The sequence below is a fragment of the Sulfitobacter sp. F26169L genome, from assembly GCF_026410285.1.
GTDB lineage: Bacteria > Pseudomonadota > Alphaproteobacteria > Rhodobacterales > Rhodobacteraceae > Sulfitobacter.
Map to the genome: position 1 here is coordinate 532,295 of NZ_JAPMLP010000004.1, position 21,213 is coordinate 553,507.

The following is a 21,213-nucleotide window of genomic DNA, read 5'->3' on the forward strand; positions in this document are numbered from 1 at the left end:
CGGGTGTCACGCTGCCTAGTCAGGGCGACGGCGAAAAATCGAGGGCGGCTTTTTAGCGATTGGCCTCGCCGGCCGCTCTGACGGAACGCGTATATTGATGCCGGAGCGTCTGACACTGGGGTCTGCGCGTCTTGAAGGCACAGTCGGGCCGTCGTCTGTCTGCGATGCGCTGAGCCTGTCAAGATCATCCAGAAATGCCCATAATCTGCGCAGCGATCCTTCCACACGTTCCACCCGCTGGCGCGCCTCCTGCGGGGGCAGGGTGTCGATCTCGCGCAGTTCACGCATCTGTCGCATCATTCGAGTGACAATCGGCTTGATATCATGGGCGCATTCACGTGAGAAACTTTGCAGCGTGTCGTGAACGAAATTGTGTTGTGTGCCTTTACTCGCAAAACCTGATACCAGTCGGGATTTTTGCAAGGCCGTGATTGCGGCGCGGGTCAGCGTCTCTTGCGAGAGTTCGTCTTTGGTAAGGTAATCGCTGAACCCGAGTTTTAGCGCCTTTACCGCGATGTCGGTCTGCTCTGTGCCCGTGATCATGACAATCGCGGCATCCTTGTTCACCCCGTCCGCGCGGATGGCATCAACCCCGTCCAGACCGGTGCCATCGGGCAAATGGTAATCGAGCAGGATCAGATCAAAGCGGTCTTTCTTCAGCTTGTCGCGCATCGCGGCAAGTGAATCAGCTTCGACGACATGGGTTGTGAAGCCGAAAGCATTACAGAGTCTGCCGAGGCGAGTGCGATCAAATCGCTGGTCGTCAACAACCAGTATACTTGCGAACTCGGGCACCACTGCGGCTTGGTGCGGTGCGGAGGGGGTGATCCGGCTGTAATGGTGCATACGGTGCCTTCTAGCTTTGAGTATATGGTCACTGTAGGCCTGTATGTCTTAACGATGTATAACTGCATAAGCATTGCAGCGGCGCGCCAACCCCGCTACATGCGCGGGCATGAGCACACCTGTCAGACCCCGCCGCAACTTTTACGGACGCCTCAAAGGCCACAATCTCAAGCAGTCCCAGAAGGATTACCTTGATCAGGACCTTGCCGCGCTGTCCCCCGGCGCTGTGGATTGGGAAGCCAATCCGCGCCGCGAAATGCTGGACACTGTGGAAATGTTCGGTGACAAACCCGTCTGGCTGGAGGTCGGGTTTGGTGGCGGCGAGCATATGGTGCATCAGGCTGCGAACAACCCTGACACAGGGATCATTGGTTGTGAGCCGTATATCAACGGTGTGGCCATGCTGTTGGGTAAAATCCGCCGCGCAGGTGTCGAGAATATCAAAGTGCATCCCGGTGATGTGCGTGACATGTTTGACGTGCTGCCCGCGCAGAGTATTTCGCGGGCCTTTCTGCTTTATCCTGATCCGTGGCCGAAAACACGCCACCATCGCCGCCGCTTTGTCACCCAAGAACATCTGGAGCCGCTGCACCGCGTTCTAAAACCCGGTGCGATTTTTCGTGTGGCGACTGACATCGAGGATTATGTACGCCAGACGCTGGAGGAAGTTCCGCGCTACGGTTTTGAGTGGTTGGCTGAACGTCCCTCGGACTGGCGCGAGTCATGGGATGACTGGCTGTCCACCCGTTATGAGCAAAAGGCCCTGCGCGAGGGGCGGGTGCCGCATTATCTGACGTTCCGGCGCATCTGATGCCGAGTAGTGTAACTGCCGTGCCGTAACTGGATCAGGTTGCAGATAGAGGGGCTAGCCCCTCAAACTCGCCAGGATATTTCCGGCCAAAAGAAATAAACGCGCCATGGACGGCGTTTTGCCAGCTTGCTAGAACCATTTAACACAACTGAGGGGGCGCTGAAATGTCGGGCCATGGTGATCCAATTCCAATGACGTCGGTGGCTTGTGGTCCGTTAAGGGGCACTGCCGAGGTTCCAGGGGACAAGTCGATTTCGCATCGCGCGCTCATTCTCGGGGCGTTGTGTGTGGGAGAGACGACGATCGCGGGATTGCTGGAGGGGCAGGATGTGCTCGATACGGCAGCAGCCATGCGGGCGTTCGGGGCTGACGTGACAGATCAGGGCGGTGGGCGGTGGTCTTTGCGTGGTGTAGGCGTGGGCGGATTTGCTGAGCCAGAAGGCGTGATTGATTGTGGTAATTCCGGTACTGGCGTCCGGTTGATCATGGGGGTTATGGCAACGCAGCCGGTTACTGCTACGTTCACCGGTGATGCGAGCCTGAACGGCCGGCCGATGGCACGCGTTACAGACCCGCTGGCATTGTTCGGGTGTCAGGCTGTTGGCCGCACCGGTGGACGTTTGCCGATGACATTGGTTGGTGCGCGCGCGCCAGTGCCTGTTCGGTACGTGGTTCCTGTTCCTTCTGCGCAAGTGAAGTCGGCAGTATTGTTTGCCGGACTGAACGCACCTGGCCAGACCGTTGTGATTGAACGTGAAGCAACGCGGGATCATACCGAGCGGATGCTGGAGGGGTTCGGGGCCGAGATATCGGTAAGAGAGACTGATGAGGGGCGTGAAATCACGCTGACGGGCCAGCCGGAGCTGCGCGCCCAGCACATTGAAGTGCCGCGTGATCCGAGTTCGGCGGCGTTTCCTGTGTGTGCAGCGCTGATTGTACCGGGGTCTGATGTATTGGTGCCGGGGATCGGGTTGAACCCGACGCGGGCGGGGCTGTTTACAACCTTGCGCGAAATGGGCGCTGATCTGGTTTATGAGAATGAGCGGATTGAGGGGGGGGAACCTGTTGCCGATCTGCGGGCGCGGTTCTCGCCCGATTTGCGCGGCATTGATGTCCCGCCAGCCCGGGCTGCAAGCATGATTGATGAATATCCGGTTCTCAGCGTTGTTGCGGCATTTGCGACAGGTCAGACTGTAATGCGTGGCGTGCGCGAGTTGCGCGTGAAGGAAAGTGACCGGATTGATGCGATGGCAAAGGGCCTGCGCGCCAACGGAATTGACGTAGACGAGGGCGAGGATTGGTGGGCAGTCAAGGGCGTGGGGCACGGGAATGTTGCCGGCGGCGGCCTGTGCGAAAGTCGCCTCGATCACCGGATTGCGATGTCTTTTCTGATACTCGGCATGGCATCCAACGCGCCGGTACGGGTGGATGACGGGGGGCCGATTGCGACCTCGTTCCCGATTTTCGAGCCGTTGATGGCGGGATTGGGCGCAAAGCTGAGCCGCAGTTGAGGCGCGGCCTCTGGAGGGTGTATGAGCAACGGATTCACAGTGGCGATTGACGGACCGGCGGCAGCAGGCAAGGGGACGGTGTCCAAGGCTGTGGCCGCACATTTCGGTTTTGCGCATCTTGATACGGGGCTATTGTACCGCGCTGTTGGTGCTAAGGTATTGCTGGGGATGGATGCAGCTGTCGCTGCACAGACGCTGGTGCCCGATGATCTGGATGATGATAGCCTGCGCACACCCGAAGTTGCACAAGCGGCAAGCAAGGTTGCCATCATCGCGCAGGTGCGTGCGGCATTGCTGGATTTCCAGCGCAGTTTTGCAGCGCGCGCTGGGGGGGCTGTGCTGGACGGGCGTGACATCGGGACTGTGATCTGTCCGCAGGCGCAGGTGAAGCTGTTTGTGACCGCTAGCGCCGAAGAGCGTGCAAAACGGCGGTTTGCGGAGTTGTCCGGCAGGGGGATCGCCAGCAGTTTCGAGGCGGTTCTTGCGGATGTTCGGGCGCGCGATGCACGTGATATGGAACGGGTGGAGGCGCCGCTTCGCCCTGCAGCTGACGCAACGGTGATCGACACCTCGGATTTGACGGTTGATCAGGCTGTTGGCGCTGCGATAGCGGCTGTTGATGCTGTGCGGGGTAGCGGCTGAAACTGTTGTCCACCAAAGGGTGAATTACGTTTTGGCGATCCTTTGTTAGGATGATTGCGATCACAACGAGTTTATCGTGGTGATCCGTGTTCTTTCTCTCGCATTGTTGATCTGGCCTTTGGGTTTGCCTGCGCGGCAGCTGCCCAATGCGTCTATTGCCTCAACAGAGCAGGGCGCGGTGGCGCTGGAGTCGCTGGCCGGCGTTGTGCGCGCGCTCGATCCGGATGTCGTCGCGCTGGGGCCTACCCTTCAATTCACGATTGACGGAATTGCGATCATGAATGTGGCGGATATGCTGCCGCTGACGGGATGCGAGCGATGGTACCTATCGCAAGCGCGGAGGGGCTGGGTGCGCAAGATTTGCGGCGCATGATGCAGGCGAATTTCGACACGGCGTTTGATGCGTGCTATGAAGTTGCAAAAGTGCGTTTGTGGAGTGTGTTCATCCATCCACTATCGCCGGGCAGGATGGTTCGGGCGTTGGTAACTCAGCGATCAGAAGTGACCAAATCCATTACGGGATTCACCGCAGCAGAGATACCGGCGAGTTTGGTCATAAAAACAGAGCCGAAATTGCCGTTTCTGGGGTTCCGATTTAAAGGGTATCAAAACTGCCAAACTGTGCAGCTTTGGCAACGGTCACATTTGCCGTGGTAGTACCGTTTTTTGTGATTTCATCGACCTGACTGCAGTGCCTTGGGCGTTTTTTCACAGAGTAATAGCCGATATTGGCCATTTTTCTGTTACAGTTTATAACTGCTTGTGTACCAATTGCAGGGTAACACGTTGGGTTTTCGATAATTGTTTGCGAAAAATTAGTCCAATTTTGGAAGCTGATTTTGGTCATGTCGTGGGTTGTTAGCGCAATTGTGCCGTATCCTGTCGGACTGATCTGACTTTTTTCACAAAATTCCATACACGAAGTGATAGTGACAAGGCAGCGGCGGACACCGGCCGTGAGGGCATTACCGCACTTGCACCGTGCCGGCATTTCCCCTATACGCGCGATTGTCTAAGGGGCGGAAACACGCACCGGACGCGATATCTCAGGCAGGGTCGGATTCTTCCGGCCCTCTTTCTTTATCTCGGCCAGCCCTCCAACCCGACGGCATATATTCATCGTCACACCAAAGGTGGGCATCAACGTAAAGACCGGCGGAGACAACCGCGCGGCCAGAATACACACTCAAAAGGATACGATACGCTACATGGCGAATATGATGGACGAGTTTGAAGCACTCTTGAACGAAAGCTTCGAAATGGACACGCCCGAAGAGGGTTCTGTTGTCAAAGGCAAGGTTATCGCGATTGAAGCGGGCCAGGCCATTATCGACGTAGGCTACAAAATGGAAGGCCGCGTCGAGCTTAAAGAATTTGCTGATCCCGGCGAATCTCCCAAAATTGCTGTCGGCGACGAAGTCGAAGTGTTCCTGCGTCAGGTAGAGAACTCACGCGGCGAGGCTGTTATCTCGCGCGAGATGGCGCGCCGTGAAGAAGCATGGGACCGTCTGGAGAAAGCCTACGCAGCAGAAGAGCGCGTCGAAGGCGCAATCTTTGGCCGCGTCAAAGGTGGCTTTACTGTGGATCTTGGTGGCGCTGTTGCGTTCCTGCCAGGCTCTCAGGTTGACGTGCGCCCCGTACGCGATGCAGGCCCGCTGATGGGTCTGAAGCAGCCGTTTCAGGTTCTCAAGATGGACCGTCGTCGTGGCAACATCGTTGTGTCGCGTCGTGCGATCCTTGAAGAATCACGTGCCGAACAGCGTGCCGAAGTTATCGGCAACCTGACCGAAGGTCAGGAAGTTGACGGCGTGGTCAAGAACATCACCGAATACGGTGCGTTTGTAGACCTTGGCGGCGTAGACGGCCTGCTGCACGTGACCGACATGGCATGGCGCCGCGTGAACCACCCGTCCGAGATCCTCGCCATCGGCGAAACGATCAAGGTACAAGTCATCAAGATCAACAAAGAGACACACCGTATCTCGCTTGGTATGAAGCAGTTGCAAGAAGATCCATGGGATCTGGTTGCCGCGAAATACCCGCTTGAGTCCACACACACAGGCCGCGTGACCAACATCACCGATTACGGCGCCTTTGTTGAGCTGGAGCCAGGTGTTGAAGGTCTGGTTCACGTCTCCGAAATGTCTTGGACCAAGAAGAACGTACACCCCGGCAAGATCGTGTCGACCTCTCAGGAAGTCGAAGTCATGGTTCTGGAAATCGACGGTGCCAAGCGCCGCGTGTCCCTCGGCCTCAAGCAGACTATGCGCAACCCATGGGAAGTGTTCGCTGAAACACACCCCGAGGGCACCGAAGTTGAAGGCGAAGTCAAGAACATCACCGAATTCGGTCTGTTTGTTGGCCTGCCGGGCGACATTGACGGCATGGTTCACCTGTCGGACCTGTCATGGGACCAGCGTGGCGAGGAAGCCATTCAGGACTACCGGAAGGGTGACATGGTTCAGGCCGTCGTGTCCGAAGTTGACGTTGAGAAAGAGCGCATTTCGCTCTCCATCAAAGGCGTCGGCGGAGACAAGTTTGCAGAAGCAGTGGGCGGCGTTAAGCGCGGTTCTGTTGTTACTGTGACAGTGACCTCCATCGAAGACGGTGGCATCGAAGTGGAATACGAGGGCATGAAAGCCTTTATCCGCCGCTCCGACCTGTCACGTGACCGTGCAGAGCAGCGCCCCGAGCGTTTCTCGGTTGGTGACAAGGTTGATGTCCGCATTACCAACGTCGATACCAAGGCACACCGCCTCGGCGTGTCCATCAAAGCGCGTGAAATCGCGGAAGAGAAAGAGGCCGTGGAACAGTACGGTTCCTCCGACTCCGGTGCATCGCTTGGTGACATTCTCGGTGCGGCGCTGAAAACCAGCGACGACTGATTATCAGCCTCACGGCTGCGTTAAAATTGATGGCCCCGTGCAGAAATGCGCGGGGCCATTTGCATGCGAATCGGGACTGAATTCCGTTTTCATCAATATTGTTAGCTAGTTAAGCATCATCGTTTTTGCTTGGTGATCAACTTTTAGTTGTGTAAAGTTGCGCTTGCCGGCATGTTTTTCAGCATAAATCGTGCCAAAATGTCGGTTCCGTCACTATCGGGAGAGCGGAAATATTTCTATATTAACGACATAGAGACGCAAAAATTGCGCAGGGGGAGACATAAATGATCCGGTCAGAATTGATCCAGAAGATCGCAGACGATAATCCACATCTTTATCAACGGGACGTGGAGCGGATCGTAAACACCATATTTGACGAGATAACCGGTGCGATGGCCAAGGGAGATCGCGTGGAGCTGCGCGGATTTGGCGCATTTTCTGTCAAAAAACGGGATGCGCGTGTAGGGCGCAATCCGCGTACCGGTGAGACTGTTCATGTGGAAGAAAAACATGTACCGTTCTTCAAAACGGGGAAGCTCCTCCGTGATCGGTTAAACGGGAAAAGCTAATGCGCTATGTTCGCTATCTGTGTATCGCCATCTTTGCGGTGGCTCTGATTTCTGTTGCTTTGGCAAACCGCGAGCTTGTTTCGCTTCAGGTTTTGCCGACAGAGGTTTCCGGCCTGTTCGCGATGAACCCTTCGCTGCAACTGCCGCTGTTCATTGTCATTCTGGGCAGTGTGTTGGCAGGGCTTTTGATCGGCTTTGTCTGGGAGTGGATACGCGAGTATGGCGAACGTGCAGAAGCGGCCAAGCAGGCACGTGAGATGCGCCGCCTCCAGCGGGAGCTGGACAAGCTGAAGGCCGAAAAGCATCAGGGCAAAGACGAAGTGATCGCGCTGCTGGACAAGACCGGATAATCCGACATGCCAGCGGATATTTCTGTCAAGATTTGCGGTCTGCGCACGCCCGAAGATGTGCGCGCAGTCGAAGCGGCGGGCGCGCGCTATGTCGGGTTCAATTTCTTTCCGAAGTCGCCGAGGTTTGTTGATTTTTCCGAAGCTTCCAGTCTTGCGGCGTTGGTCCCCATGGGGATTTGCAAAGTCGCGCTTACTGTAAACGCTGACGATGCGTTGCTGGATGCGTTGATGGATTCGGTTCCTCTGGACATGCTTCAACTGCACGGCAGCGAAAGCCCCGAACGGGTGGCCGAGGTTAAGACACGATACGGATTGCCCGTGATGAAAGCCTTGGGCGTTGCCGATCAATCCGATCTTGCGCAGATTGATATCTACACCGGCGTGGCTGACCAGCTTCTTATCGATGCCAAACCGCCGAAGGATTCGGTATTGCCCGGCGGGAATGGGTTGGCGTTTGATTGGCAGTTGTTGGCAAATCGTGTCTGGCGCGGGCCGTGGATGCTGGCGGGCGGCTTGACGCCTGACAATGTCGCCGAAGCGATCCGGCGCACAGGTGCGCTGCAAGTCGATGTTGCCTCCGGTGTTGAACGTTCGGCTGGTGTCAAGGACGCGGAACTGATCCGCGCGTTGGTGCAGGCAGCTGTGAACGCCTGAATGCGTATCATTCCCGACGCTGTGACCTGATGGCTTCTTTACCATTTGACGCGCGGGCGATACTGCTGTGCGCAACAGATATTCCGAAAGGCAGATGCGCTATGGCAAACGATCTTTTCAACAGCTTTATGACCGGTCCTGATGAAAATGGCCGTTTTGGTGAATTCGGCGGGCGGTTTGTCTCTGAAACGCTGATGCCTCTGATTCTTGAGTTGCAGGCGGAATACGACAAGGCCAAAACAGACGATACATTCTGGGCCGAGATGGACGATCTTTGGGAGCATTACGTCGGCCGCCCCAGCCCGCTCTATTTTGCGGAACGCCTTACCGAAGAGCTTGGTGGTGCCAAGATTTACATGAAGCGGGATGAGTTGAACCACACCGGCGCCCATAAGATCAACAATGTGCTGGGCCAGATTATCCTTGCCCGCCGCATGGGCAAAAAACGTATTATCGCAGAGACAGGCGCAGGACAGCATGGAGTGGCGACGGCAACTGTCTGCGCCAAGTTTGGTCTGCAATGTGTGGTCTACATGGGCGCGCATGATGTCGAGCGGCAGTCGCCCAACGTGTTCCGTATGCGTCTGCTGGGGGCAGAGGTTATTCCGGTTACTTCAGGTCGTGGCACTTTGAAAGACGCGATGAACGATGCGTTGCGGGACTGGGTGACCAACGTGCGCGACACCTTTTATTGCATCGGCACAGTGGCGGGTCCGCATCCGTACCCCGCCATGGTCCGCGATTTCCAAAGCATCATCGGCAAAGAGGTACGCACCCAGATGGATCGCGCCGAGGGGCGTTTGCCTGATACGCTGATCGCCGCCATTGGCGGTGGGTCCAATGCAATGGGCCTGTTCTATCCATTTCTTGACGACAAAGAGGTCAATATTATCGGCGTGGAGGCAGGGGGCAAAGGTGTGAATGCCAAAATGGAGCATTGCGCATCTCTGACTGGCGGTCGCCCCGGTGTGCTGCACGGAAACCGCACATATCTGTTGCAGGATGACGATGGCCAAATCCTTGAGGGGTTCTCTATTTCTGCGGGTCTTGACTATCCCGGCATCGGGCCGGAACACGCCTGGCTGCATGACATCGGCCGCGCGCAATATGTGTCGATCACCGATGTCGAAGCCTTGGCAGCATTCCAGAAGAGTTGCCAACTGGAAGGGATCATCCCCGCGCTTGAGCCTTCACACGCGCTGGCCCATGTAATGAAGATTGCGCCCGATCTGCCGAAAGATCACATCATCTGCATGAACATGTGTGGCCGTGGTGACAAGGATATCTTTACCGTGGCGCGCGCGCTGGGGTTCGAGATGGGCGATTTCGCCTGATACCACAGAACTGGCCCTAACGGGTCAGTTCCAGAATATCAAAATCACTTTCATTCACCGGCGCGGGGAACAGCAGCCGCGCGCGGGTGTCTGAAACCCGCTCGAACACCGCGACATCGGGCGTAATGGTGCCGTTGCCTTCGAAATCCGGTTCTAAATCTGCGTAGGATTGCGGCGTTTCGGACGAAACATAGCCCACCCCCAGATAGACTGCTTGCCCGCCGCGCATCTCGATCCGGCCGGATGTGCGTTGCGAGCCTGACAGCTTTTCAAAAGTGACGCCTGTGTTGTCCAGACTCATCCGGCATTTGAAATTGGTGTAGACAACCAGTTGTGGCTGTCCGCCCAGTTTGATCGTGCGGCAGCGCCACTCGCCCTGTAAGGACGGATCGAATGCCACTTGCGGGGTGCCGGACAAGGCCACGCTAAGCGCAGCGATATCATCGGGCGCGCCGCTTGCCATGGCTTCCAGCAGCGCACGTCCAGCGGTGCGTTCGTACCTGTCCAGCCTTGCCTGCTCTTGTGGTCTCATCTCTTGCGCTGCCGCAGCATTGGCGACAAGCGCGAAGATTGCTGCTGCCAGAAAACGGGTCATGCCTCGGCATCCAGCGCATGGGCGCGCAGTACGTCCAGCGGTACGATATCCAGCGCGCGGATATGGGTGGCGGCCAGATGCACCTTTGGGCCGCAACCCTCTTCGGCAGCTTGCAGGAAACGCCCCGCACACAGGCACCACGGATCACCGGCCTTTAGCCCTGCAAAACCGAACGCGGGGTTTGGTGTGGACAGATCATTGCCGACGTATTTCGAAAATGCGAGAAACTCCGCAGTCATAATGGCGCAAACGGTGTGGCTGCCTTGGTCGGCGGCGCAGGTGTTGCAGTGGCCGTCGCGGAAAAATCCGGTCACCGGATCGCTGCCACACAGCGCAAGCGCGCCGCCCGTTACGTTGATGCTGTCATCGGGTTCCATGGATGTCTCCCTAAATTTTGTTTGCGATACTGCGAAAGATAGCGACATTCTGGTCAGCGACACCGGCCTCGCGGAATTTTTTGTCAGCTGCGTTTGTGGCGATCACCACGCCGCGGGTGCGGTTTATATAAACATATTGCCCGTAAATGCCGCGCGCCATGAAATCATCATCCGTGCCGCCTTGGGGGATCCACCACTGATAGCCATAACGGATTGCATCCGGTGCAGTCGGGGCAGACGGTGCCGTGGATTCTGCAACCCATGATGACGGCACGATCTGTTTTCCATTGTAGGCGCCGTTTTGCAAAAACATCTGCCCCATCCGCGCATAATCACGGGTGGTCAGGTTCAGCCCGCCCAATACAAACGCGGTGCCGAAACCGTCTGTCAGATAATAGGGCGCGTATTCCAGCCCCATTGGCGCAATGATCTTCTCGCTCAGCAGGTCGGCGATCGGGCGTCCGGTGGCGCCCCGCACAACCATCGAAAGCACGTGCGTGTCGATGGAGACATATTTCCATTCAGTTCCTGCATCAATGAATGTCTCGCTCAGCTGGGCGGCAAAATCATCCATGCTGCCCCCCAAAGCCAACACACGGCCCATTCGGTTGATGTCTGAATTCTTGTCCAGATAGTCTTCGTCAAACACGACGCCGCTGGCCATGTTCAGTACATTTCGGATGGTTGCACCGTCATAGGCACCGCCCTTCAGTGCGGGTGCGTATTTGGTCACCGGATCATCAATCGAGGCGATTGCGCCTTCGTCCAGCAGCACACCGAACAATGCAGACAGATAACTTTTTGCGACCGACCATGAAATCCGCAAATCGTCAGGCGCGGTGCCTTTGTGATAGCTTTCATGCACGATCGCGCCGTCTTTCAGCACAACCAACGCTGTCACATCACGTTCTTCGATCCATGGAAAAACCTCCGGCGGGAGGGCCGCATCTTCGCCGTAGGGCAGCTCGGCTGTCGGGCCGTTGCCCCGTGATACGGGCGTATGCAAAAACGCCTCATCCATGTGGGAAAAGTTGTGAACGATCTTGTCTGCCGAAAACAGCGAGTTAACCGCCAGCAGGCGCGTGATCTGTTCACGCTGCCACAGGCCGACAACCACTGCGGCAAGCACCAGCACCAGCAGAATACGGCCCAGCCATTTACCGAATGTACGCATTAATAATTGCTCCCTGCCAGAACGGCTTTATTCAAACATGACGATGATGCGCAACCGAGACAAAGATCAAGGTGCGGCATGGTGCCAGTCAATCCAGCGGCCATGAAAATCGGCGCGCCCGAGGGCGAGGGTGATGTCGCCGGGCCACAGCCGCAGGGTGATCGCGGCTCCTTTGCCGCCCGTTGTGTCGCCGTCACTTTCCATCGAAAGCCATGCCAGCGGGCGGTCTGGCGTGGCCTGTGCGCCTGCGGCCTCGATCAGCGCGGTGCCACGGGCGCGCGTGGCTGGCGGAAAATACTGCCATGCGACAGAATGCTGGATCAGATGCAGATGCCCCTGCGGCGCGTTGGGTAACCGGTTGGCTAGCCACGTAATTGCATCACCGGTGTCGATCTGGGCGGTCATAACCGATGCGGCAGATCGGGTCAGCGCCAGCCGGTGCGGTTGGTCCGGCCACAGATAGGCCGTAAGCCGTAACAAATGGTCGCCGCGCTGGGGATCAAGCGGGTTCAGGTCGACGCCTGCGCGCGATGCGATTTCCGGCGTGATTGCGGGTGGCAATGGCCCCGACCACTCAGGAGATAGCGTCAGCACAGGCATATCCGGCCCGAACCGCTTTCCCCCCAGTTCCAGCGCATAGTGATCCCACATCAGGTTCAACCCGCCGCTGGCCCCCAGCTCACTAAGATGAAGGGGTAGATCAAAATGACTGCACGCCACCCGCGCGCTTGCAATCATCGCGGCAGAGCGGCGGACTTCGTTGGTTTGCGGTGGGCTATCCACCCAGTCGGTCAAGAATTTGGCATGGATTGCCAATGCAGACAGCACCGCGTCGCGCAATTCAGCATCCGTGGGGGTGTTGGGCGGATAGGCTGCCATTAGCCCTTCGTCACGGCGGGTAAGGACCAAGGCATGCAAGCCGCCCGCCACGCGCAGGGGAAGCGAGTGCCCGGCGGGGCCGATATCTCCCTCGAAGCTGTCAAATTTTGCGGCAAGCGCGCTGTCGGCAGGCCAGTGATCTGCCAGTACATTCAACAACTGCGCCATAAACGGACTGTCGAGCGCGGCACAAGACGTTGCTTGATTGCGAAATGCCTGAACCAGCGTCATTTGAAGCGCTGCAACAGTTTTTGCAACGCCGAGCGTTCGTCCGATACGGGCGCGTCTTTGGCTGCTGGCGCAGGGGCCGCTTGTGGAGCCGTTTTGGCAGGGCCTTTGGTTCCGGTGGAGGGACGTTGTGGTGTAGTGCGCAGGCTGACGGCGTTCATAAATTTGGCGTTATCCCCTTCGGCCAAAAACGGGGCGCCATCGCTGATGCCGCGCAGCACATCATCTATCCAGTCCGCATCGCCCTTGGCAAAGTCATGCAGAACGTAGCCCGCAACGCGGTCTTTGTGGCCCGGATGGCCGATGCCCAGCCGGACGCGCCCGTAGTCAGGCCCGATGTGCCCGTGGATGGAGCGCAGGCCATTGTGCCCGGCATGCCCGCCGCCCATTTTGAACTTTACCTTTCCGGGGGCGAGGTCCAGCTCGTCGTGCAGTACAATCACATCCTCGGGTTCGATTTTGTGAAACCGCATCGCGGCTGCAACACTGTCACCGGATTTGTTCATAAACGTTTCCGGCCGCAACAGAATCGCGCGCGTGCTTCCGAAACGCCCTTCGGCAACGCTGCCCTGATGTTTGCTTTTCCACGGTGAAAACCCGTGATCGACGGCAATCTGTTCCACAGCCATAAAGCCGATGTTGTGGCGGTTTCGGGCATATTTCGCGCCCGGATTGCCCAGACCTACGATAAGTTTCATGGCGTTTCTCCGCTGCTTGGACGCAGCATAGGGAGCGCATGGCGCAGGGTCCAGCGGCAGTGTCGATCAGGGTGTGCCATGGATGATGAAATGATCTGGATCAAATTTAATTATGCGGGTTTCGTCGGGCAGGGGATAGCACTCTCCGTTGCGGATCGCACCTTTGGCGTTTCAGACGATCTGTAAGCCGTCGCCGTAGATCCTTTATATCTGCGGGGAAAGCTGCGCACTTGAATCAAATTGTGTCGACGATAGGCGCTCACAAACGCGGCGTGCACTGCAGCTAACTTGGGCGTCTTCTAAAAACTGCGGTGATTAGTCATCCAGTCCTGCAAGCACCTTGTCCAGCGTTGCGGGCAAATCGCGCACCCGAACGCCGGTGGCGTTGTAGATACCGTTGAGAATGGCTGCAGCGGCGCCACAGATGCCCAGCTCGCCTATCCCTTTTGCCTGCATCGGGTTCGCCCAAGGGTCGCGCTCTTCTAGTAGCTCGACCGTCAACTGCGGCACATCGGCGTTCACCGGTAAATGATATTCGGCAAAGTCGCGGTTGACGATCCGCCCGTCGCGCGGATCGTGCATTAACTCCTCTGTCAGCGCCATTCCGATGCCGAAGGTCATGCCTCCGAGGCATTGCGAGCGCGCGGTTTTGGGGTTCAGGATGCGACCGGCGGCGAATGTGCCGTGCATGCGGCGCACCCGTGTTTCGCCGGTCACCGCATTGACGGCAACTTCGCTGAAATAGGCGCCCCAAGTGGCCTGACGCACATCGTCGCCGGTGTCGCCGGGTTCAATTTCACCGATGCTCTCGAGGGGCGCATCCAGAATTTCTGACAGCGGCACCGAACGGTTGTCGGCGATGGCCTGTCCATCCTTGAGCGTCAGGTCTTTTTCGTCGGTTCCGAGTGCCTTCGCGATGTGCCCCCGCAAGCTTTGGCAGGCTAGAAATACGGACGAGCCGGCCGAGGCTGCGCCCCATGACCCGCCCGATCCTGCCCCCGGTGGATGATCGGTATCGCCAAGCCTGACCTCAACGGCGGAAGGTTTCAGGCCCAGCATCTCTGCGGTAAGCTGCGTGAGGATCGCATAGGTGCCGGTGCCGATGTCGGTCATGTCGGTTTCGACCGTCGCAGTCCCATCAGGATCAAGCGTCACGCGCGCCTTCGATCCCATCAGGGTATTTACGCGCACGGCCGAGGCCATGCCTTGCCCGATGAGCCATTCGCCCTCACGGCGGCTGGAAGGCGCGGGACAGCTGTTATCCCAACCGAATGCCGCAGCACCCGAGGTGAGCGTCGCATCCAGCTTGTTCGAGGAATAGGGCTGGTCCCCGGTGGGATCCTGTTCGGCGATGTTGCGTCGGCGCAACTCGACGGGGTCGATCCCTGCGGCGTTCGCTAACTCATCCATGGCGATCTCGAAACAGGTGACGCCCACCGCTTCGCCCGGCGCGCGAACCGATCCGGCACAGGTGCGGCTGACACGGGTGACGTGGGTTCCGATCATACGGTTCTCGCCACGATAGGTGAACGGCGTGGCCTGTGTCACCGGCTCGAAGTAATCCTCGTCAGGCAGGTTCGACACCCAAGCATCGTGCCCTATGCCACTCAGACGCCCATTGGCGTCGGCGGCGAGTCTAATGCGCTGCTTCGTCTCGGACCGGCGCATTGTGCTCTCGAACACCTGCTGGCGGGTCATCGCCACGCCGACGGGGCGACCGGTTTCTTTCGCAGCGAGCGCCGCCGCGACGGCCTCGGGAGCGATGCCGAGCTTGGAACCGAAGCCGCCGCCCACATATGGCGCGACGATCCTGACGTTTTCTGGATCGACCCCCAGTGCATCAGCCAATTCGTTGCGATTGTATTTCAGCATCTGGTAGCTGCCGCGGAGGGTGAGTTTTTCCCCATCCCAATGCGCGATGGATGCATGCGGCTCCATCGCTGCGGAATTGTGCGATGGCGTCGTGTAGGTCTGATCGATGCTTATTGCGGCTTCTTTCATCGCTTTTTCGAGGTCGCCCATGCTGGATTGTTCATCTTCGGGACTGTCATAGTTGCGCGGATCGGTGGGTGCGCGGTCAGCATCGGCGATTTCGAAGGAAATTGACTGGGCGGCGGCGCGGGCAGTTTCAAATGTATCTGCCACAACAAGCGCCACGGGCTGGCCGACGTAATGTACTTCCGTCGCGCCCTGAATAGGGGCCTCGTTCGCGGTGCCCTGTGCGGGATTGCGCAGCAAACGGTCGCCAGAAATAATTGCTTCGACGCCGGCCATTTCCCGCGCGGCGGCATCGTCCTTCTCAACCACGCGACCAAGACGGGGCGCGCGCACGAAGACTCCGTGCAGCATGCCCTCGGGTTGGGCCTCGTGAGCATAGGTCGCGGTACCAGAGACCTTAAGCGGCCCTTCAGGTCGATCCATAGGCGTGGACAATACGCCCTGCGCCATGTCGTCAAGCCGGTTGCGGCGGTCGGCTTCGTCCATTTTGTGATGCAGGTTCATGGTGTTATTCCTCGCAGAGTTCAGTCAAGACTGCGCGCAGCGTGCGCCGCAGCAGCGGGATTTTGAAGTCGTTCCCGCCCTGTCCTGATGCGTCGCGCAGCAGGATATCGGTGGCCGCATCGAAAGTCTCGCGCGTGGGCGCTCGCCCCACCAGCGCCGCTTCAAATTCGAGGTCGCGCCATGGGCGAGGAGCGACCCCGCCAAATGCCAGCGCCACTTGGGCGATCTTGCCGTCCTGCATCGATACAATACCCGCGACAGAAACCAACGCGAACGCATAAGAGGCGCGGTCGCGAACTTTACGATAGGTCTGCTTGCCCGTAGGTGCCGGTGGCAGCACAACGGCGGTGATCAACTCGCCGTATTCAAGTACCGTCTCGCGATCCGGGCGGTCTTCTGGTAATCGGTAGAAGTCCGACAGAGCGATCCGGCGAGATCCGTCCTTGCCCTCAACCTCGACCAATGCATCCAGCGCCTGCATTGCCACAGCCATGTCGCTGGGATGTGTGGCGATGCAGTGCTCGCTCGCGCCAAGGATCGCGTGGAGCCGTGTAACACCGCCAATGGCGCTGCACCCCGATCCGGGTTCGCGCTTGTTGCATGGGGAAGATTTATCCTGAAAGTAATAGCATCGAGTGCGCTGCAGCAGGTTGCCACCGGTTGTCGCCATGTTCCGCAATTGGCCGCTGGCCCCAGACAGTAAGGCGCGCGATAGCACCGGATAAGTCTGCCGTACGCGCATGTCGGCGGCAAGATCGGAATTGGAAACCAGCGCACCGATACGTAGACCGCCCTCGTGATCCTCGATGTTTTTCATGTCGAGCCGGGTAATGTCAGTTATGCGGTCGGGTGTCTCAACCCCCAGCTTCATCAGATCGAGTAAGTTGGTGCCGCCCGCGATGAACTGCGGTTTGCCAACGGCCTCGCTGATGTCGCTGGCGCGCTCGTAGTTGAATGGAGTCATTCCGCAACCTCCTTGCGCTCAGAGACTTCGCGGATCGCATCGACAATATTGGGGTAGGCGGCACAACGACAAAGATTACCGGACATTCGCTCGGAAATTTCCCCGTTGCCGAGGCTCACTGTTTCACCTTCCAAATTGTCGGTCACGGCGCTGGGCCAGCCTGCGCGCGCCTCTTCAAGCATCGCGGTCGCCGAACAAATCTGGCCGGGGGTGCAGTAGCCACACTGAAACCCGTCGTGGCGCACGAAGGCATCCTGCAGCGGTGACAGATCCCCTGGCTTACCCAAGCCCTCTACTGTGGTAATCTCGACCCCGTCCATCATGCAAGCGAGGGTCAGACAGGAATTGATACGCCGGCCGTCGGCGATAACGGTGCAGGCACCGCACTGGCCATGATCGCAGCCTTTTTTGGATCCGGTGAGATCAAGATGATTGCGCAGCGCATCGAGCAACGTGGTCCTGGGATCAATATCGAGCGCGTGGGTGTTCCCATTGATGGTTAGCGTCGTTTTCATACATTTCTCCAAAACCCTGAGATGACAAACGCGACCGTCATGTAAAAAGTTCCGGCGCCTGGGTGGTTGATGACAATGGAAGCGTGCGAAGGTTCGAGCGCGCGACGATTATTCGCCCGGCAAAAACCCCTGTTTGCAGCGACTTCCGCGCCGGTCTTGCAGCCGTCCGGTTGCGGATTATATTAAATTACTCCCGCTATGTAATATGCGGTTCAACATACAGCGGGGCATTAGGAATGTGCGAAGTCGGAAACCTGTCGAAAATAGCTGTTGTCGGCGTGGGCCCGCGCGGACTGGGCGCGCTTGAGGCGCTGGTCGAGCAGTGTCAGGATTATGAGTGTTCTGTCGCTGTAGACGTGTTCGACCCTTATGCCTTTCCCGGCGCTGGGCCGAACTTCAGCCCTGATGAAAGTCCGCAGTGTCTGCTCAATATACCGATCCGTGACATCGCATTCAGGGCACCTTCATTTTCGAACTGTGATGGTTTCGCCGGCTGGCTGGGCACCTCGCCGGACCCTGATAGTTTTCCAAGCCGAGCCGATTTAGGGCGATATCTGCAAGCGCGCTACGAAAAAGTTCTTGCGCAAAACACTGTCTGTATAAAACGCCTTTCTCGATCTGTTGACCGCATCAGGCCCTGTGCTGGCGGCTGGCAACTGGACGTAGAGGGATGCCGGCGGGGGCCTTACCATGAGGTCTTGCTGACATTGGGGCAGCCGAAAACCGAGCCTGACGAACAGTTTGCCGAGTGGCAGGATCATGCAGAGCGGGTGGATGCCTGTTTGACGAATGCCTATCCCGCGAAACATCTGGTCGAACAAGCAGAAGGCTGGTCGGAAAATACAGTCGCTATTCGTGGTCTGGGTTTGTCGGTATTCGACGTTATCCGCGCGCTTACAACCGCGCAAGGCGGACGCTTCCACGATCATGGCTACAGCGCATCCGGTCGCGAACCCGAGCGGATCATGGCCTTTTCGTTGACTGGAAAGCCGCCGTTTCCCAAACCCGAAACTGGGCGCATCGACGCATTATTTGATCCGCTTCAAAGCGAGACCGAAGCGTTCTCGCAGGCCCTTGACGAGGCGATTGAGTCCGGTCCGCAAACCGCAGCCGAATTGATTAACGCCGTGTTGGCACCGGTTGTTGGCCGTTTGATGCAAAGTTTGGGGGTAACGGTTGCCACTAAAGATATTACTCAATGGTTAGAAACAGAGTGGGACTCACCCGATTCTTACGAAACGGAAGGGCCCGTTGAAACTTTGCGTATAGGCATCGAGCTTGCCGAAGGGTCACGCGCTCCGACGATTGGATTTTCGATCGGACAGGTCTGGCGAAAGTGGCAAAATGTGTTTCGTTCCAAGTTCAACCCTGCTGAGGTGGACGCGGGCACAGCTGGAGCGATTGTAGGCTTTGATGATGGGCTGAAGCGATATTCCTATGGCCCACCAGTATCTTCCGCACGGGAGATGCTCGCACTGATTAACGCTGGCATTCTTGATCTTTCATTTGCTGCTGACCCTGAAATCAGGCTGACGGATACTGGATGGTTGTTGAAGAAGGAGGGAGAAACAGCTTCGGCTTCAGTGATGATCGATTCAGTCCAGCCATCCCCTGATCTATCTAAAATCGTTGATCTGCTTCTGCGCGATTTGATTTCACAGGGTCTTGTGCACCCCGTATCAGAAGGCCTCGGCGCGATGACGGACGCCGACGGTCGCTTGTTGACCAAACAGGGCGATCCGCTAGCGGGGCTGTGTTTCTTAGGGCGTTTGGCGCTCGGAAGTGTCGTGGCGGTAGATTCACTTGATAACTGTTTTGGTGAAGACGCAAGCCGATGGGCCAAGGGTGTTTTGAACAGGCTGACCGCCGGAGATGGTGTCGCCGCTTAATCACGGCTCATATGTCTGTTCGGCTGACAAATTTGCTTTTCTTTAACTTGACAGACCGACTTTGCGCCTGACTGTCGTGCTTGGTTGCGAGTGTTCATTAGGGTGCGATTGAGCATTCAATAACCGCGTGTTGTGCGCAAATCCCAAGAAGCAAATCGACGTACACAAGGAACTTCTGATCACGCGATACGTTGCGTTTCCAAGATTAGTTTACCAAATTTTGGAGAAATTTATGACCGGTCAGATCACCACCATCAATCCTGCGACAGAAGAGCAGCTGGAAACCTATACCCTGATGAGTAATGACGAGGCGCGGGATGCGGTGCGTGGTTGTCATGATGCGTTTCTCGACTGGCGGCGCCGTTCACCGGCAGAGCGGGCCGAGGTTATTCGTGCAATCGGTGAGGAACTCACCAACAGCAAGGAAGACTTTGCCCAGCTTATGACCCGCGAAGTGGGCAAGCTGATTGGCGACAGTCGGCAGGAAATCGATTTGTGCGCCCAAATCTGCAAATTTACTGCAGATACTGGTCCTGATGCGCTGGCAGATGAAGAGCGTGACATTCCGGGCGGCACGGGTGTCATCCACTATGCGCCGATCGGGGTGATCTACGGCATCCAGCCATGGAATTTTCCTTGCTACCAGGTTGTGCGTTATGCGGTTGCCAACCTCATGGCCGGCAACGGCGTTCTTCTCAAGCATGCGGAGAACTGCACCGGTTCGGGCCTGTTTTTGCGGGATCTGATGGAGCGTGCAGGACTTCCAGAGAATCTGTTTACGGTCTTGTTGGTTGATCACGACCAGTCTGACCTCATCATCGAGAACGATCTGGTCCGCGGCGTAACCCTGACAGGCAGTGATAAGGCGGGCCGTACTGTGGCCAAGAAGGCGGCCGAACAACTCAAGAAGACGGTGCTCGAACTGGGATCGAATGATGCCTATATCGTTCTGGATGACGCCGATATTGATGCTGCGGTAAATGCATGCGTCACGGCGCGGATCTACAACAACGGCCAGACCTGCGTGAACGGCAAGCGGTTCATTGTTACGGCAAAGAATTATGACGCGTTTGTTGAAAGTTATTCTGCGAAAATGGGCGCTATTGAAATGGGTGATCCGACGGATGAAAAAACCGGTCTAGGGCCCATGGCGCGGGATGATTTGCGTGACAAGCTGGCCGATCAGGTTAAAGAAAGCGTTGAAAAGGGCGCGCGGGTTGTGGTTGGCGGCGAGACGCCTGATCGCAAAGGTGCTTACTATCCCGCGACCGTTCTGGTTGACGTAAAGCCCGGCCAGCCTGCGTATGACGATGAACTATTTGGTCCGGTTGCTTCGATCATCAAAGCCGAAGATGACAAGGACGCCATGCGGATTGCCAATGACAGTCGGTACGGGTTGGGCGGCGGCATTTTCTGCAAGGACGAAGACCGCGCGCGCAAGCTGGCATCAGAAGAGTTCGACACCGGAATGATCTCGCTGAACGGTTTCAACATCGCAATACCGAATATGCCTTTCGGCGGAGTGAAGAACTCCGGTTACGGCCGCGAACATGGCGGTTTCGGCATGAAAGAGTTCGTCAACGCCAAGTCGATCTACATGATGGATAAAGAGGCGAACTCTTGACCCGTCACGTTACAGATGTCGCGATTATCGGGGCCGGCACTGCCGGCCTCGCTGCAGAACGCAGCGCGCGCGACAAAGGCGCGCGCACCCTGCTGATTGACGAAGCCTTTCGCGGTACGCTTTGCGCGACCACAGGCTGTATGCCGTCCAAACTTCTCATTGCGGC

The 21,213-nt window shown here is 57.4% G+C and carries 22 protein-coding genes; 12 read left to right on the top strand and 10 right to left on the bottom strand.

The features are described 5' to 3' along the window. Nucleotides 1-15: 15 nt before the first annotated feature. Nucleotides 16-846 (bottom strand): response regulator, encoded by an 831-nt coding sequence (locus OS189_RS12065; protein ID WP_267167559.1) that lies wholly within the window; start codon nucleotides 844-846, stop codon nucleotides 16-18. Between the two features lie 109 nt (nucleotides 847-955). On the opposite strand from OS189_RS12065, the gene trmB reads away from it, so the two are divergent. From trmB to OS189_RS12085, 4 genes are all read left to right on the top strand, one after another. Then, nucleotides 956-1,657: a tRNA (guanosine(46)-N7)-methyltransferase TrmB gene (gene trmB / locus OS189_RS12070; protein WP_267167560.1), complete on the top strand. Its 702-nt coding sequence runs from the start codon at nucleotides 956-958 to the stop codon at nucleotides 1,655-1,657. A gap of 164 nt (nucleotides 1,658-1,821) precedes the next feature. Further along, complete coding sequence (gene aroA, locus OS189_RS12075; RefSeq protein ID WP_267167561.1) at nucleotides 1,822-3,168, top strand: 3-phosphoshikimate 1-carboxyvinyltransferase; 1,347 nt, start codon at nucleotides 1,822-1,824, stop codon at nucleotides 3,166-3,168. A 21-nt stretch (nucleotides 3,169-3,189) separates the two neighbouring features. After that, nucleotides 3,190-3,810 (top strand): (d)CMP kinase, encoded by a 621-nt coding sequence (locus tag OS189_RS12080; protein ID WP_267167562.1) that lies wholly within the window; start codon nucleotides 3,190-3,192, stop codon nucleotides 3,808-3,810. Nucleotides 3,811-3,889: 79 nt separating this feature from the next. Further along, nucleotides 3,890-4,183 carry a hypothetical protein gene (locus OS189_RS12085; protein ID WP_267167563.1) on the top strand — a complete coding sequence of 98 codons (294 nt, stop codon included), beginning with the start codon at nucleotides 3,890-3,892 and terminating at the stop codon, nucleotides 4,181-4,183. Nucleotides 4,184-4,405: 222 nt separating this feature from the next. On the opposite strand, the gene OS189_RS12090 is transcribed toward OS189_RS12085, so the two are convergent. Further along, the gene (locus OS189_RS12090) at nucleotides 4,406-4,657 is read right to left on the bottom strand and encodes a hypothetical protein (RefSeq protein ID WP_267167564.1); all 252 of its coding nucleotides are present in this window, start codon (nucleotides 4,655-4,657) and stop codon (nucleotides 4,406-4,408) included. Between the two features lie 361 nt (nucleotides 4,658-5,018). Here OS189_RS12090 and rpsA point away from each other — a divergent pair, with 361 nt between their 5' ends. The 5 genes from rpsA to trpB all read left to right on the top strand — a co-directional run bounded on the left by rpsA (nucleotide 5,019) and on the right by trpB (nucleotide 9,602). Further along, complete coding sequence (gene rpsA, locus OS189_RS12095; RefSeq protein WP_267167565.1) at nucleotides 5,019-6,695, top strand: 30S ribosomal protein S1; 1,677 nt, start codon at nucleotides 5,019-5,021, stop codon at nucleotides 6,693-6,695. Between the two features lie 284 nt (nucleotides 6,696-6,979). Then, nucleotides 6,980-7,264: an integration host factor subunit beta gene (ihfB, locus tag OS189_RS12100; protein ID WP_267167566.1), complete on the top strand. Its 285-nt coding sequence runs from the start codon at nucleotides 6,980-6,982 to the stop codon at nucleotides 7,262-7,264. Next, nucleotides 7,264-7,614, top strand: a complete 351-nt coding sequence (locus tag OS189_RS12105) for a lipopolysaccharide assembly protein LapA domain-containing protein (RefSeq protein ID WP_267167567.1) — start codon at nucleotides 7,264-7,266, stop codon at nucleotides 7,612-7,614. Before ihfB ends, OS189_RS12105 begins: the two co-directional genes overlap by 1 nt. Before the next feature lie 6 nt (nucleotides 7,615-7,620). Continuing rightward, nucleotides 7,621-8,268 carry a phosphoribosylanthranilate isomerase gene (locus OS189_RS12110; RefSeq protein WP_267167568.1) on the top strand — a complete coding sequence of 216 codons (648 nt, stop codon included), beginning with the start codon at nucleotides 7,621-7,623 and terminating at the stop codon, nucleotides 8,266-8,268. Between the two features lie 101 nt (nucleotides 8,269-8,369). After that, a complete protein-coding gene (gene trpB, locus OS189_RS12115) occupies nucleotides 8,370-9,602 on the top strand; it encodes a tryptophan synthase subunit beta (protein WP_267167569.1) in 1,233 nt (410 codons plus the stop codon). A gap of 16 nt (nucleotides 9,603-9,618) precedes the next feature. Here the strand turns inward: trpB and OS189_RS12120 are convergent, their stop codons facing one another. From OS189_RS12120 to OS189_RS12155, 8 genes are all read right to left on the bottom strand, one after another. Continuing rightward, nucleotides 9,619-10,197, bottom strand: a complete 579-nt coding sequence (locus OS189_RS12120; RefSeq protein WP_267167570.1) for a DUF4893 domain-containing protein — start codon at nucleotides 10,195-10,197, stop codon at nucleotides 9,619-9,621. After that, the gene (locus OS189_RS12125) at nucleotides 10,194-10,574 is read right to left on the bottom strand and encodes a DUF2237 family protein (protein ID WP_267167571.1); all 381 of its coding nucleotides are present in this window, start codon (nucleotides 10,572-10,574) and stop codon (nucleotides 10,194-10,196) included. The genes OS189_RS12120 and OS189_RS12125 overlap by 4 nt, the downstream gene beginning before the upstream one ends. Before the next feature lie 10 nt (nucleotides 10,575-10,584). After that, nucleotides 10,585-11,748, bottom strand: a complete 1,164-nt coding sequence (locus OS189_RS12130) for a serine hydrolase domain-containing protein (RefSeq protein ID WP_267167572.1) — start codon at nucleotides 11,746-11,748, stop codon at nucleotides 10,585-10,587. Between the two features lie 66 nt (nucleotides 11,749-11,814). After that, entirely contained in the window at nucleotides 11,815-12,858 is a 1,044-nt protein-coding gene (locus OS189_RS12135) for a DUF2332 domain-containing protein (RefSeq protein ID WP_267167573.1), read from the bottom strand. Further along, entirely contained in the window at nucleotides 12,855-13,553 is a 699-nt protein-coding gene (pth, locus tag OS189_RS12140) for an aminoacyl-tRNA hydrolase (RefSeq protein WP_267167574.1), read from the bottom strand. The genes OS189_RS12135 and pth overlap by 4 nt, the downstream gene beginning before the upstream one ends. Nucleotides 13,554-13,868: 315 nt before the next feature. Further along, nucleotides 13,869-16,055, bottom strand: coding sequence for a xanthine dehydrogenase family protein molybdopterin-binding subunit (locus tag OS189_RS12145; protein ID WP_267167575.1), 2,187 nt, complete (start codon nucleotides 16,053-16,055; stop codon nucleotides 13,869-13,871). 4 nt (nucleotides 16,056-16,059) lie between these two features. Further along, entirely contained in the window at nucleotides 16,060-17,019 is a 960-nt protein-coding gene (locus tag OS189_RS12150) for an FAD binding domain-containing protein (RefSeq protein WP_267167576.1), read from the bottom strand. Beyond that, nucleotides 17,016-17,534: a 2Fe-2S iron-sulfur cluster-binding protein gene (locus OS189_RS12155; protein ID WP_267167577.1), complete on the bottom strand. Its 519-nt coding sequence runs from the start codon at nucleotides 17,532-17,534 to the stop codon at nucleotides 17,016-17,018. The genes OS189_RS12150 and OS189_RS12155 overlap by 4 nt, the downstream gene beginning before the upstream one ends. 236 nt (nucleotides 17,535-17,770) lie before the next feature. Here OS189_RS12155 and OS189_RS12160 point away from each other — a divergent pair, with 236 nt between their 5' ends. The 3 genes from OS189_RS12160 to OS189_RS12170 form a co-directional block, all read left to right on the top strand. Then, on the top strand, nucleotides 17,771-19,423 hold the full coding sequence (locus OS189_RS12160; protein WP_267167578.1) for an FAD/NAD(P)-binding protein: 1,653 nt from the start codon (nucleotides 17,771-17,773) through the stop codon (nucleotides 19,421-19,423). Between the two features lie 232 nt (nucleotides 19,424-19,655). Further along, on the top strand, nucleotides 19,656-21,047 hold the full coding sequence (locus OS189_RS12165; RefSeq protein ID WP_267167579.1) for an NAD-dependent succinate-semialdehyde dehydrogenase: 1,392 nt from the start codon (nucleotides 19,656-19,658) through the stop codon (nucleotides 21,045-21,047). Further along, the coding region (locus OS189_RS12170; protein ID WP_267167596.1) for an FAD-dependent oxidoreductase at nucleotides 21,044-21,213 on the top strand (170 nt) is incomplete at its 3' end. The genes OS189_RS12165 and OS189_RS12170, both read left to right, overlap by 4 nt.

What these genes read in the sequence shown, in the direction of transcription:
- trmB (WP_267167560.1), top strand. Translation starts at nt 956, where the DNA reads ATGAGCACACCTGTCAGACCCCGCCGCAACTTTTACGGACGCCTCAAA.
- OS189_RS12135 (WP_267167573.1), bottom strand. Translation starts at nt 12,858, where the DNA reads ATGACGCTGGTTCAGGCATTTCGCAATCAAGCAACGTCTTGTGCCGCG.
- OS189_RS12150 (WP_267167576.1), bottom strand. Translation starts at nt 17,019, where the DNA reads ATGACTCCATTCAACTACGAGCGCGCCAGCGACATCAGCGAGGCCGTT.
- OS189_RS12120 (WP_267167570.1), bottom strand. Translation starts at nt 10,197, where the DNA reads ATGACCCGTTTTCTGGCAGCAGCAATCTTCGCGCTTGTCGCCAATGCT.
- aroA (WP_267167561.1), top strand. Translation starts at nt 1,822, where the DNA reads ATGTCGGGCCATGGTGATCCAATTCCAATGACGTCGGTGGCTTGTGGT.
- OS189_RS12080 (WP_267167562.1), top strand. Translation starts at nt 3,190, where the DNA reads ATGAGCAACGGATTCACAGTGGCGATTGACGGACCGGCGGCAGCAGGC.
- OS189_RS12145 (WP_267167575.1), bottom strand. Translation starts at nt 16,055, where the DNA reads ATGAACCTGCATCACAAAATGGACGAAGCCGACCGCCGCAACCGGCTT.
- rpsA (WP_267167565.1), top strand. Translation starts at nt 5,019, where the DNA reads ATGGCGAATATGATGGACGAGTTTGAAGCACTCTTGAACGAAAGCTTC.
- ihfB (WP_267167566.1), top strand. Translation starts at nt 6,980, where the DNA reads ATGATCCGGTCAGAATTGATCCAGAAGATCGCAGACGATAATCCACAT.
- OS189_RS12165 (WP_267167579.1), top strand. Translation starts at nt 19,656, where the DNA reads ATGACCGGTCAGATCACCACCATCAATCCTGCGACAGAAGAGCAGCTG.
- OS189_RS12125 (WP_267167571.1), bottom strand. Translation starts at nt 10,574, where the DNA reads ATGGAACCCGATGACAGCATCAACGTAACGGGCGGCGCGCTTGCGCTG.
- OS189_RS12105 (WP_267167567.1), top strand. Translation starts at nt 7,264, where the DNA reads ATGCGCTATGTTCGCTATCTGTGTATCGCCATCTTTGCGGTGGCTCTG.
- OS189_RS12110 (WP_267167568.1), top strand. Translation starts at nt 7,621, where the DNA reads ATGCCAGCGGATATTTCTGTCAAGATTTGCGGTCTGCGCACGCCCGAA.
- OS189_RS12155 (WP_267167577.1), bottom strand. Translation starts at nt 17,534, where the DNA reads ATGAAAACGACGCTAACCATCAATGGGAACACCCACGCGCTCGATATT.
- OS189_RS12160 (WP_267167578.1), top strand. Translation starts at nt 17,771, where the DNA reads ATGTGCGAAGTCGGAAACCTGTCGAAAATAGCTGTTGTCGGCGTGGGC.
- pth (WP_267167574.1), bottom strand. Translation starts at nt 13,553, where the DNA reads ATGAAACTTATCGTAGGTCTGGGCAATCCGGGCGCGAAATATGCCCGA.
- OS189_RS12130 (WP_267167572.1), bottom strand. Translation starts at nt 11,748, where the DNA reads ATGCGTACATTCGGTAAATGGCTGGGCCGTATTCTGCTGGTGCTGGTG.
- OS189_RS12065 (WP_267167559.1), bottom strand. Translation starts at nt 846, where the DNA reads ATGCACCATTACAGCCGGATCACCCCCTCCGCACCGCACCAAGCCGCA.
- OS189_RS12090 (WP_267167564.1), bottom strand. Translation starts at nt 4,657, where the DNA reads ATGACCAAAATCAGCTTCCAAAATTGGACTAATTTTTCGCAAACAATT.
- trpB (WP_267167569.1), top strand. Translation starts at nt 8,370, where the DNA reads ATGGCAAACGATCTTTTCAACAGCTTTATGACCGGTCCTGATGAAAAT.